This is a genomic window from Mesorhizobium sp. M7D.F.Ca.US.004.03.1.1 (assembly GCF_003998635.1).
GTDB classification, from domain to species: Bacteria; Pseudomonadota; Alphaproteobacteria; order Rhizobiales; family Rhizobiaceae; genus Mesorhizobium; species Mesorhizobium loti.
In genome coordinates, this window is record NZ_RZQG01000078.1 from 1 (window position 1) to 12,416 (window position 12,416).

General features: G+C 63.6%; 10 protein-coding genes. 4 read left to right on the forward strand and 6 right to left on the reverse strand.

Translation table 11 applies throughout. The features are described 5' to 3' along the window. The 4 genes from EN935_RS07520 to EN935_RS07535 all read right to left on the reverse strand — a co-directional run. On the reverse strand, nucleotides 1–721 hold a 721-nt coding region (locus tag EN935_RS07520; protein WP_245488890.1), incomplete at its 3' end, for an ABC transporter permease. Beyond that, nucleotides 699–1,646, reverse strand: coding sequence for an ABC transporter permease (locus tag EN935_RS07525; protein ID WP_127265323.1), 948 nt, complete (start codon nucleotides 1,644–1,646; stop codon nucleotides 699–701). The genes EN935_RS07525 and EN935_RS07520, both read right to left, overlap by 23 nt. Nucleotides 1,647–1,698: 52 nt before the next feature. After that, entirely contained in the window at nucleotides 1,699–3,258 is a 1,560-nt protein-coding gene (locus EN935_RS07530; protein ID WP_127265322.1) for an ABC transporter substrate-binding protein, read from the reverse strand. Nucleotides 3,259–3,572: 314 nt separating this feature from the next. Then, nucleotides 3,573–4,565 (reverse strand): membrane dipeptidase, encoded by a 993-nt coding sequence (locus EN935_RS07535; RefSeq protein ID WP_127265321.1) that lies wholly within the window; start codon nucleotides 4,563–4,565, stop codon nucleotides 3,573–3,575. A gap of 255 nt (nucleotides 4,566–4,820) precedes the next feature. On the opposite strand from EN935_RS07535, the gene EN935_RS07540 reads away from it, so the two are divergent. Then, nucleotides 4,821–6,797, forward strand: a complete 1,977-nt coding sequence (locus tag EN935_RS07540; RefSeq protein ID WP_164771038.1) for a S9 family peptidase — start codon at nucleotides 4,821–4,823, stop codon at nucleotides 6,795–6,797. Further along, nucleotides 6,794–8,065, forward strand: coding sequence for an FAD-binding oxidoreductase (locus EN935_RS07545; protein WP_127373245.1), 1,272 nt, complete (start codon nucleotides 6,794–6,796; stop codon nucleotides 8,063–8,065). The genes EN935_RS07540 and EN935_RS07545 overlap by 4 nt, the downstream gene beginning before the upstream one ends. Nucleotides 8,066–8,091: 26 nt before the next feature. On the opposite strand, the gene EN935_RS07550 is transcribed toward EN935_RS07545, so the two are convergent. Continuing rightward, nucleotides 8,092–8,985: a LysR family transcriptional regulator gene (locus EN935_RS07550; protein WP_109661741.1), complete on the reverse strand. Its 894-nt coding sequence runs from the start codon at nucleotides 8,983–8,985 to the stop codon at nucleotides 8,092–8,094. Nucleotides 8,986–9,104: 119 nt separating this feature from the next. On the opposite strand from EN935_RS07550, the gene EN935_RS07555 reads away from it, so the two are divergent. Both EN935_RS07555 and EN935_RS07560 read left to right on the forward strand, forming a co-directional pair. Next, the gene (locus EN935_RS07555; protein WP_127265035.1) at nucleotides 9,105–10,451 is read left to right on the forward strand and encodes an aromatic ring-hydroxylating dioxygenase subunit alpha; all 1,347 of its coding nucleotides are present in this window, start codon (nucleotides 9,105–9,107) and stop codon (nucleotides 10,449–10,451) included. An 84-nt stretch (nucleotides 10,452–10,535) separates the two neighbouring features. Beyond that, entirely contained in the window at nucleotides 10,536–12,182 is a 1,647-nt protein-coding gene (locus EN935_RS07560; RefSeq protein WP_127265034.1) for an acetolactate synthase large subunit, read from the forward strand. A 51-nt stretch (nucleotides 12,183–12,233) separates the two neighbouring features. On the opposite strand, the gene EN935_RS07565 is transcribed toward EN935_RS07560, so the two are convergent. After that, on the reverse strand, nucleotides 12,234–12,416 hold a 183-nt coding region (locus EN935_RS07565; protein ID WP_164771039.1), incomplete at its 5' end, for a transporter substrate-binding protein.

Below are 12,416 nucleotides of genomic sequence, written 5' to 3' on the forward strand. Positions count from 1 at the left end.
GCTGCCGCACGCCGAACCCATCGAAGCTCATTCCGGCCTCGATCGCCACCACCACGGGAATGTCCATCGATATCAGGATCAGGATCGGGCCGATGATGTTGGGCAGGATATGGACACGCAGGATGCGGCCCGCACTTGCGCCCATCGAGCGCGCCGCCATGACATGTTCGGCTGACTTCAGCACCAGCGTCTGGGTTCGGATGATGCGGGCATAACCCGGTACGTTGACCAGCATCACCACCAGCACCACCGCGTAGAGGGAGGGGCCGAACAGGGTGACCAGCGTCAGCGCCAGCATGACGGTTGGAAAGCTCTTCACCGCGTCGAAGATCAGCAGCAGCACATTGTCGAGCCAGCGCGGCCCATAGCCGGCGATCAGCCCCAGCACGACGCCGACAACCAGCGACACCGCCGTCGCGCCGAGCGCGATCAAAAGCGCGACGCGGCCGCCGTACAGCACGCGGGTCAGAAGATCGCGGCCGAGATGGTCGGTGCCGAGCAGGTGCAGGAGGCTTGGCGGAGCGAAGCGTTCGGCCGGCGATATCTTGCTCGGCGCATAGCTGGTCAGGGCGCTGGCAAACACTGCCGACAGTACCACCACCGTCACCAGCGTCAGGCCGATGGCGCCCAGCGGCTCGCGCATGATGCGGCGCACGGTGCGCCACATCATGCCGAGACGGAAGCTGCGGGATGGCAGCTCAGTTGAAACTTGATCTGACACGGGGATCCAATAGGCCGACCAGGATGTCAGCCGCTACGTTGACGAGGACGAAGAAGACCGTGGTGACCAGCACGGCTCCGGAGACGATGGGGTAGTTGCGCACCGAGATCGCCTCGTAGACCAGCTTGCCTATGCCGGGGCGGGCGAAGACGATTTCGGCGAAGACGGAAGACGACAGCATGTGGCCGATGCCGACGCCGAGCAAGGTGATCGTCGGCAGCACGGCGATGCGCAGCGCGTAGGTATAGACGATTCTGTGCTCGGTCAGACCGAAGGCGCGCGCTGTGCGGATATGGCTGGCTTCCAGCGTCTCCAGCATCGAGGCGCGCACCATGCGCGAGATGTAGCCGATCCAGCCAAGGCCGACCGCCAGCGATGGCAAGATGAGGTGCTGGAGCCGGCTGGCGAGGTCGCCCGGTTCGCCGGCGCCGATCGCCGGCAACCATTGCAGGGCGACCGCAAACACCAGCAGCGAATAGATGGCGACGACGAATGACGGCACCGCGATCATCGCCACCGACAGCACCCCGATCACCTGATCGACAAAGCCGCCACGCCGCACCGCTGCGATGCAGCCAAGCGGGATGCCGAGCGCCACTGACCAGGTGATGCCGCCGACCACCAGCGCCAGCGTGAACGGAAGCTGTTCCATCACCACGTCCAGCACCGGCCGGTTCGACAGAACCTCGGTGCCCAGGTCGCCGCGCAGGACCGATCCGTAAAAGTGCAGGAACTGCCGCCACACCGGCTGGTCGAGGCCCATGCGCACGCGCAGCGCCTCCATCATCTCCGGCGTTGCGCGCGGCCCCAGCGCGACGGAGGCCGGGTCGCCGGGAATGAGGTAAACCATGGCGAACATCATCATCATGGCGACGCTGATGATGATGGCGCCAAGCCACAGACGCTTGAGGGCGTAGCGGATCATTTTCGGTACCTGTGGGACGGTCTTTGGCGGGGACGAGCCCCGCCCGCCGATATCATGCCGGTTTGAAATCGGTGAACACGGGTTCGCCATTCGGCTTCAGGCCGGCCACAAGCGTGTCTCGATTCATGATGCCGGTGACCTCATGCGTCAGGAAAACGTAATTGCCGTTCTCCTCCATCAGGTCCTGCAGCTTCTTGTAGATGACATCGCGTTTCGCCGCATCGAGCTCGACCATGCCTTCGGCATTGAGCTTGTCGAACTCCTCGCTGGAAAACCGCTCCCAGTTCCAGACGCCGATCTGGTCGCGGGTGAACCAGGCAGTCGCCCAGCTCGGGTCTGGCTGCATGGAGAAGCGGCTGACGATCATCTGCAGCTTCTTCCAGTAGTCGCCTTCCTTGGCGCCAAGCGTCCAGAAGGTGCCACTGTCGTTCTGCTTGATCTCCACGGTGAGGCCGACATCCTGCAGGTTCGACTGCACGACCTGGGCTGCGGTCAGGCGCTCGGTCTTGTTGAGAATGTCGAGCGTGATCGTCGTGCCGGCCAGCCCCTCCTTGGCGATCATGTCGCGGGCGCGGTCCGGGTCGAAATCAAAAAGGTTCTTCTCGCGATGGCCGGGCAGGCCGGGTGCGATGATGCCGGTGGCGGTGGCGGCGGCGCCGAAATAGGCGGCATCGACCACCGCCTTGCGGTCCACCGCGTACTGAACCGCGCGGCGCATGTTGGGATTGTTGAAGGGAGCGACATCCTGGTTCATGCCGAGCCAGACAAAGGCCAGCGAAGGCTTCTCCACCACTGTCGTCTTCGGCGGCGGCGTCTGCTTCAGCCGCGAGATGGAGGACACCGCGGTCCAGGTGTAATCGAGGTCGCCGGCTTCGTAGCCGAGTTCGGCCGTCTTCTCGTCCTCGATCGGATGGATGTGGATTTCCGCGAAGGCGCCTTGCTCGTACTTCCAGTCGGGATTGCGGATCAGCACCGTGCGCTGCTTGGGCAGCCATTCCTTCAGGATGTAGGGACCCGACTGGGCCACCGGCTTGACGCCCATCTTGCCACCGAGTTCGGTGATGGCGCGCTTCGACAGGATGGTGCCGGACGGCGTCGGCAAGGTCGACGTCCACAGCGGCGCGAAGGCCTGCTTCAGGTGGATCAGGCCAGACAGCTTGTCCTTGACCTCGACCTCCTTGAGCGTGGCCCAGTCGCCGGAATAGGGGCTCTTGTTGGCGGGGTCGGCGATGCGTTCGATCGAAAACTTGACGTCTTCGGCCGTCATCTGGCCGTAGCCATCGGTGAAGCCGATATTGTCGCGCAGCTGGAAGGCGACGGTCAGCGGATCGAGCTGCTTGATCGTCTCTGCCGCCATCGGCCGCCAGCCCCAGCTGTCGCCCGGCGTGGTGACAACGAGGCCGGCGAAGATGACGCTGGTGATGTCGCCTTCAGGTGCTGCCAGCCGGAAGCAGGGGTCGAGCGTCTGGATGTCGGCATAGGAGCGCACCTTCAGGATCGGACCGTCGCTCGACCAGGAAACCCGTGGATTGACCATTGATGCGAGACCAAGGGCGCCGGCTCCGGCAAGCAGGCTGCGGCGGGAAACCCTAGTGTCGGCTAGATTGGACATGCTCTACCCCTCTGCTGTTTTTCGTAGTCTTGTTTTTCAGGCCGCTGGCCATTCTCCAAGCCGGGCCGAATGTGTCGTTCGGCTAAAACTGCTAATAATAGACACACATGTCTAGCGAAAATTTTGCCGGCACGTCCGAATCTTGGATACGGACGATCTTGCGGAAAATCTCGACATCTGTTCCGACCCCGCCGGCGCGTCGACTTTGGCAGGCGGGCGGGCGAAATGTGATCGCCCACATGGCGCGGCCTGGCCCGCCATTCGGTGGGATCTGGATCAAGTGCTGAGGCGGAGATGCGCCTCTCCGCCGCCGGTCACTTCCAGATTTCAGCCGCCAGGCGCATGAAATTGCCGCCCAGGACGTCGCGCACGGTCTGCTCGGACTGGCCACGGCGGAGAAGAACCTCGGTCAGTTCGCGCATCTGACCTGGAGCCGAGTAGCTTGTCGCCCCCTCCGGATATTCGCTCTTGGGCCAGAATTGCGGGTTGTCGGAAATGATGCGGTCAATGCCTTTGAAGTCTACCGGAAAGGCGTAGTCCAGTCCGATGCCGACATGATTTGGACCAACCAGATCGACGAGATATTCGATGTGGTCAGCCAGCCTGTCCGAGTCCGTCCGTCCTTCTCCCAGGAAACGATTGAGCCCGACGATCGCGACGATGCCGCCGGTGCGCGCGCAGGCCTTGATCTGCTCGTCGGTGATGTTGCGGCCATGGCCGCACAGGGCCTTGGCGTTGGAGTGCGAGAAGATGACCGGCCTGTTGGAGTACTCCATCACCTCCATCGAGGTGCGGTAGCCGGTGTGAGTGACGTCGACGAACATGCCGAGACGGTTCATCTCGTCGATGACCTGGCGGCCGAACGCCGTCAGGTTGGTCTCGACATCGTGACAACCGCCGCCGGCGAGGTTGTTCCTGTTGTAGGCAAACAGGATCTGGCGGACGCCCAGATGGTGATAGAACTCCACCATCTCAATGCGGCCGTCGAGCGCGTTCATGCCCTCGATGTCGAAGGTGATCGCCAGTTTGCCCTCGAGCTTGGCCTTGCGGATTTCCGCGACGGAGGAGACCAGCGTGTAGTGCTCAGGATTGGCAAGGATCCAGTGGCGGAAATTCGCCAGGGTCCGCACTGTCTGCTCCCAGGGCAACAGGTCGAAGCCGACATCGATCGACAGATAGTTGATGCCGGCGTCACGCCAGATCTGCAGATTGTTCAGGTCCGCGGCTGGGTCCGGCATGAAGCCGGAATGCGCATCCCAAATGATTTCACTGTCGAAAATGGCCTTGGCGGCAGTCGAAACGCTCACTTTTCCTCGCTCTCTCGGCAACACCAACACGACGGAAGACCGGATCAAGCGGCGTTCCGGACGTGCGATTCAGATGCAGTGCGCATCAAGTATCAGGCCACAGACACATGTGTCTAGACAGTCCGGAATGAGCCTGTATGGTCGCCGTCGCTGCCATTTGGACAATGCGGCGCGGCTCCAGCGAATGGATGCGCGACGGGTCCTGAACGCATCCTTGTGTGAGGGTATTCGATGCAACGGGATTTTCGCTCGTCAGTGGAATTCGAAGCCGTCCACAGGTTCTACAGCGATCTTCTGGGCGCACCCGGACATGTTTTCGGCGGCCGCTCGCTGTGTGGTCATCAGGGTGCTGGGCAGCTTTATTTTATCGGCCAGAGTTTCGAAGGACCGATCGAGGGCGGAACCAGCAGCAGGCTCTACCAGGTCGAGCGCGGCAGTGGCGCGATCAAGCGCCTCAGCGACAGGGAAGCGCGTCAGATCCGCTTGTCGCCCGACGGCAGACTGCTGGCATTCGCCTGCCAGGGTGAAGGTCCTGCGACGGACCTGATCGAGACGAGATCAGGCGGCGCCGTTGTCGCGAGCGTCGCCTTGCGTGGGCGCATCGAGCAGATTGACTGGTCGCCGGACGGCAAAAGGCTTCTTCTCGTGGTTGCCGGCGCCGCCGCGGACCTTGCCGGCATCCATGGCGGCTACGCCCAGAAGCAGCCCGCTGAAGCCGAGGCCTGGCTGCCCGAGGTGCGGCTCGGCGAAGGCGAGGATTTGTGGCGCACCCTGTGGATATGGGATCTTGAGGGCGCTGCGCGCCAGCTCACGGCACCGCCGTTGAATGTCTGGGAAGCAAGCTGGTCCGGCAAGGACAGCATCGCGGCACTGGTCAGTGATGATCACAGCGAAGGCAGCTGGTACAGGGCGCGGCTGGCACTGGTCGACGCCGGCTCGGGTGAGGCACGGATCGTTCACACGCCGCGGGACCAGATCGGCTGCGTCAGAGGCAATCCGAGCGGCGACAAGGTCGCGTTCGTGCAGGCCTTCTGCAGCGATCGCGGACTGGTTTCAGGCTTGCTTTCCATTCTCGACGTGACGACGGGCGACGTTGCAACGGCGGACACGCTGGGCATCGATGTGACGTCGATCGAATGGCGCTCGACGACGACGATCCATTTCGCCGGCGCGCGCGGTCCCGAAACGGCAAGCGGAGATTTCTCACTCGAGCGCTCGGTTGCCACGCAACATTGGGCGTCGCGTGAACTCACCCATGGCGAGTGGGTGCCCGCGTCCAGTCCGATCGGTGACAAGGGCTCGCTGTTCATCGCCGAATCCTGGTCGCGCGCCCCGTTCCTGGCCGAAGAGACCAACGGCACAATTGTCGAACTGGCCTCGCTGGCGGCACAAGGTGCCGCCGGCGCCACGGCACCGTGCGGCACGACCGAGCCGGTTGAATGGACCGCGCCGGACGGGCTGAAGATCCAGGGCTGGCTGGTGCGGCCACAGGCGGTCACCGGCCCGACACCGCTGCTGGTCGATGTCCATGGCGGCCCGGTCTCCGCGCACCGCAACCGCTGGCTTGGCCGGTCGCGCGCCGGCGCCATTCTCGCCAGCCGCGGCTGGACGGTCCTCTTCCCCAACCCCAGGGGCAGCACCGGACGCGGCGACGACTTTGCCCGCGCGGTGAAGGGCGATATGGGCGGCGCCGACGCTCAGGATATCATCAGCGGCGTCGACGCGTTGATCGAGCGGGGTCTGGTGGATGCCGCGCGCGTCGCCGTGACGGGCACCAGCTATGGCGGCTTCATGTCGGCATGGCTACCTTCGCAAAGCGATCGTTTCGCAGCGGCGATACCGATCTCTCCGGTCGGCGACTGGTACAGCCAGCACCGGACATCGCAAATCCCCGAATTCGACGAGATCATGCTGACGACGTCGCCATGGGAATCCGGTGGTGACTATTTTTCGCGAAGCCCTGCCTTCCACAAACAGAAGAAGATCGTGCCGACGCTGATCATGGCCGGCGCCATCGACAAGAGCACACCGCCCGGCCAGGCCGAAGAATGCCATTTCGCGGCGCTGAGATCGGGGGCGCCGAGCGCGCTCGTCATCTATCCGAATGCCGGACACAGCCTGCGCGGCTATCCCGAATACATCGATAGCGCCGCCCGCATTCTGTGGTGGCTGGAAAGACATGTCGGTCCAGCCAACGGCACCGGACCATCAGCAAAGGGAGACCAGGGATGAGTTCAAACGGCAGCCATGGCGGAGGCGATAACAGACATATCGCGGTGATCGGCGGCGGCATCATCGGCTGCAGCGCGGCTTTTCATCTGCTGCGGTCCGGCGTGCGCCAGGTGACGGTCATCGATGCGGGCCAGCCGGGTGCCGCAACCACCAGTGCCGGCGCGGGATTCGTCTCCCATTGGTCCGCCGGCATGATCCCGCTCGGCGAAGAGGGTTTTCAGCTGCAGCAATATGGCCTCGATTTCTATCGCCGGCTGCATGAGGTCGGTGTCGAGATCGGCTATCGGCCGAACGGCACTTTGATCATGGCGCTGACCGAGGACGGGCGCGAACGTTTTGTCCGCCCGGTGCTGGACTCTCCCTATGCGCCGCCGGAAATGCAGGACCTGAACGCCGCGCAGATCGGCCAGAAGATGCAAGGTCTCATCGATCCGGCGCGGGTCCATTCGGCAGCCTACAATCCGCATGGCATCCAGCTCGACACCAAGCTGGCGATGGGTGTGCTGACCGGCCAGATCAGCGAGCTCGGCGGCATTTTCCGCAGCAAGACACGTGTCACAGCCGTCCATGACGCCGGCGACCGGGTGACGATCGAGACCGATCAGGGCAGCCTTGAGGCCGACGGCGTGATCGTTGCCGCCGGCGCCTGGAACAACCAGGTCATATCAGGCCTTGGCTGGCAATTGCCGCTGCTGCGGGTCGTCGCAACGCGCATCGTCACCGACGACCGTGGGCTGCCGTCGACCATTCCCACCGTCCAGTGCCGCGAATTGCGGCTGTGGCTGCGCGAGACATTCGGCGCCGTCATGTGGGGAACCGGCCGGCACTACAAGCCCTTGTACAAGACGAATGACAGCGAAATCGAACCCGGCCAGCCGCACAATCTCGAGCTGATGCGGGAGACCTCCGAGCAGGAGCTTGCCGAGCTGCAGACGGTGTTCCCGCCGCTGCGCGGTTCGACGATCGCGAGCTGGGCGCAAGGCGTGCCGTGCTACACGCCTGACCACGGCCTCATCGTCGGCAAGGTGCCCGGCAGCGACAACGTCGTGGTTGTCGGCGGCGACAACGAGAGCGGCGTCACCCATGGACCAGGTCTTGGCCGGCTCTCCTGCGAACTGGTCCTCGGGCAGACCCCGTTCGTTTCCGCCGAGCGATTCCGTGTCGATCGCTATGCCTCCGACGCCTTCAAGTCGGAAGCCGAGATCGAAGCCGCCATGCCGGTCTGGGGCGCGCGTCATGAGGCGTCGCGGTTTGGTCGCGAGGCCTGATCGGAGCTGTCCCCGACGCTGGCCTGTCAGCTGTCGCCGACGCTATCGAGCAGCGCCTGCGCCACCGCCCTGACCACCGGGCCGGCATTCTTCCTCATGACGATGTGGAAGGAGCCGGCGTGGCGACGCGAGGTCTTGGTCAGCCGGACGAGCTGGCCGCGACGCAGATGCTCGTCGGCGAATCCCGCCCAGGCGAGCGCCGCGCCGCGCCCGGCGATGGTTTCGTGTATCATCGACATGTAGCCGGTGAACCGAGGTCCATCGAGTTTCCGGTCGGTCCCGATCCACGATTGCCAACTGTCGATCGCGCCCGGCGGCGTCACCTGATGCAGCAGCGGCACTGTCATGAAAGCCTCGGGCTCTTCCGAGCCGAGCGCCGGATAACGCGCCAGGAACGCCGGCGCGCAAACCGGGAACCATTCACCGTCGAGCAGTTTTTCGGTCAAGAATTCGGGCCATTGCCCGGCTTCGCCGAAACGGATCGACAATGCCACTTCAGGCTGGTCGAAATCCCTGTAGTCGGTGGATGTCTGCAAAAGCACCCGGCCATCTGCCACCCGCGAGGTGATGAGGTCGAAGCGCGGCATCAGCCATGCCTGCGCGAGGTCGTGGCTGCAGCCGACCACGAATGTATCGCTATCGTGCGCGGTCAAATCCTCGACCGCTTGCCTGATGGTGCTGAGACCCTCGCGGATCGCTTCGGCCAGCGTGTTGCCGGCCCCGGTGACGGCGACGCGATTGCCTTTGCGCGTGAACAGTTCGACCGACAGCTGGCGCTCAAGATTGGCGACATGCCTGCTGACCGCCGATTGCGCGATGTTGAGCTCCTGCGCGGCCAGTGTCAGCCCGCCATGCCTGGCGGCAGCCTCGAAGACGACCATGGCGTTCAGCAGGGGAAGCGATGTCTTGAGGGTTTTCACGGTCCAAACCTGCCTTCATGCCTTTTCGATATGAAGGTCTATCATATCTGTATTTGCTGCAAGCCTTTCCGCATCGCACACTCTATCGAAACATCATCCTAACGCCAGCGAGCAGAAAGGTGTTTGCCGTGCAGGCCTACACATCGAACAGCCAGCCTATCGACAGAAGCGAGACCGTCAGGCTGATCGACCGGCAACGTCCGGACTGGTCGCTGGAACAGGCCTTCTATGCGGATCCGGCGATCTTCGCGTTGGAACGGGACTTGTGGTTTCCGCGCCAATGGATGCTTGTCGCCCATGCCAGCGAGGTCCCCGAAAAGGGCCGCTACATCGTGCGCCAGCTTTTTGACGAGGAGATCGTCGTCGTGCGCTTCGGCGACGGCGAGGAGGACATCGCGGCCTACTACAATGTCTGCACCCATCGCGGCTCGCGGCTCTGCGCCAAGGACGGTCGCGGTAAGCTTCTGGTCTGCCCCTATCATGCCTGGTCGTTCAGGCTGACCGGCGAACTGAAGTCACGGCAGGATCTACCGGCAAGCGTCGATCCGGAAGCGCTGGGACTGCACCGCGTGCCCTGCAAGCATTTCGGCGGCCTCGTGTTCTGCGGCCTCGATGCCAATTCGTTGCCCGATATCCAGCCTGTCGCGGACGGGCTGACGGGCGGCTTGCGCGAAAACGGCCTCGACCGTGCACGCATCGTCGCGCGCAAGAATTATCTGACCAAGGCGAACTGGAAGCTGGTGCTCGAGAACTTCCTCGAATGCTATCACTGCCGGCCGGCTCATCCCGAATATTACCGCGTCAACGGCCATGTCAAAGTGACCGCGACGCGCGACGCCGACAAGGCGCTCGAGTGGCAGAACGAAATCGAGGCCTGGCACAGCGTCATCGGCGATGCCGAGTTCCACAAGGGCGCATGGCAGGCGGGCGACCTCGACACGATGCCGTTTGCCATGCACCGCAAGCCGATCGGCGCCGGCCGCAACACGCTGTCCAATACGGGCCAAGGGGTCTCGTGCCTGATGGGTGGCCGTGACGCCTATGATGGCGGCGAAAGCGGCTTCCGCCTCGGGCGCCTGTCGTTTGCAAGTGCTGCCAACGACTATGTCACGCTGTTCCAGATGATCCCGCGCAGCGCCACGGAAACCGACGTCATCCTGACCTGGCTTGTCGACAAGGATGCCGATGGCGACATCGACGCCGATGCGATCAGCTGGATGTGGGACGTCACCACGGTGCAGGACAAGAAGATCACCGAGGACAATGCCGACGGCATCATGTCGCGCGCCTACCGGCCGGGTCCTTACACGCCGCTGGAAAGCCAGACCTCGTTCTTCGTGCAGACCTACCTGTCGGAACTGCGGTCGCTGCTCACCGGCACGCGCGGCGCGCCGCTCAGCCAGTGGTCTGCGCCGAAGGAGCTTTTCGCATCGCCGAAAGCGGCGAGCTGCAATACGCTGCTCTGACCTACGGCTGAAAACGCCTCTTTGAGGCGTCGCATTCCGATGCCATATGAAGGTGGCCGACGGAATGTTGCGGGAGAGGTGGTCATGACCAAAGGTTCGGATCTGTTCGTCGCGGCCCTCGAGAACGAAGGGGTCGAACGGATTTTCGGCATTCCGGGGGAAGAAAATCTCGACATCGTCGAATCGATCCGCCGCTCGTCGATCCAGCTGATCCTGACCCGCCACGAGCAGGCGGCCGCCTTCATGGCCGCCACCTATGGCCGGCTCACCGGCAAGGCAGGCGTCTGCATCACCACGCTTGGCCCCGGCGCGCTCAATCTGACGACCGGCTCGGCCTATGCGCTGCTCGGCGCGATGCCGATGATCATGATCACCGGCCAGAAGGGCATCCTGTCATCCCGGCAGGCTCGCTTCCAGATCGTCGACATCGTCGCGGCGATGAAGCCGCTGACCAAGCTGTCGCGCCAGATCGTCTCGCCGAAGATGATCCCCTCGCTGGTGCGCGAAGCTTTTCGCGTCGCCCGGGAAGAGCGTCCCGGCCCCGTGCATCTGGAACTGCCGGAAGATATCGCGGCTGCGGAGTGCGAGCCGATCGCACTGGTGCCGACGCACCCGGTCGAACTGCCGCTGGCCAGCCCGGGCGCGCTTGATCGCGCCGCCCGTATGATCATGGAAGCCAAGCGTCCGCTGTTGATGTTCGGCGCGGCGGCGTCGCGGCCGCGCGTGACCCCCGATGTCGCCCAGTTCGTGCTGCGCACGCAAATTCCCTATTTCACCACGCAGATGGGCAAGGGCACCGTGCCCGGCGGCACCGAGCTCTACATGGGAACGGCAGCCCTTTCGGAGCGCGACTATGTGCACGAGGCCATAGAGCAGGCCGATCTGATCATCACCATCGGCCACGACACGGTCGAGAAACCGCCCTTCATCATGGGCGCCAAGGGGCCTGAAGTCATCCATGTCGGCTATCAGTCCGCGGATGTCGAGCAGGTCTATTTCCCGCAAGCGGAGATTGTCGGCGACCTCGGCCCTTCGCTCAAGCTGCTGGCGGACCGCATCGAGGGCAACATCCCCAACGCGCAGGCTTTGCTGCCGCTGCGTGAAGGTATTTTGAGTCGGATCGCCGCGCGCGCCACCGAAGATCGCTTCACGCCGCAGCGCATCGTGCATGACGTGCGCGCCGTGATGCCGGCCGACGGGATCCTCGCCCTCGACAACGGCATGTACAAGATCTGGTTCGCGCGCAACTACCGGACGCGCATGGCAAACACGATCCTGCTCGACAATGCACTGGCCACCATGGGCGCAGGCTTGCCGTCGGCGATGATGGCGGCACTGCTCTATCCGCAGCGCCGTGTCATGGCCATCTGCGGCGATGGCGGCTTCATGATGAACAGCCAGGAATTGGAGACCGCCGTCAGGCTCAAGCTCAACCTCGTCGTCCTGCTGCTCGAGGACCACGCCTACGGCATGATACGCTGGAAGCAGGCGGTCGACGAGTTTCCGGATTTCGGCATGACCTTCGGCAATCCCGACTTCGTGAAATACGCCGAGGCCTATGGCGCCAAGGGGACCAGAGTTGGCGCAATCGCCGAATTGCGGCCCGCGCTGGAACAGGCCTTCACCGGCGGCGGCGTGCATCTCGTCGTCGTGCCCATCGATTATTCCGAGAACATCAGGGTGCTTGTCGACGAGTTGCGCGAGCGGCTCCCAGCGCCCCAAGCATCCTGATGGCGGCAACAATGCCGCCGTCAGGATTGCCTGGAACTGGTGCCGAAGCGCCTAGACCTTGCAATAAGGCGTTACCGGCGCGATGGTGCCGAAATCCTTGACGATCTCGTAGCCGATGCCGTCGCCCGCCGCCTTGCCGACATAGGAATGGCAGAGCGTGTGGTTGTTGGTGGCGTCGACGCGGATCTTGCCTTGCGGCGCGTCGAACTCGATCGACGGCAGCGCCTTAAGTAC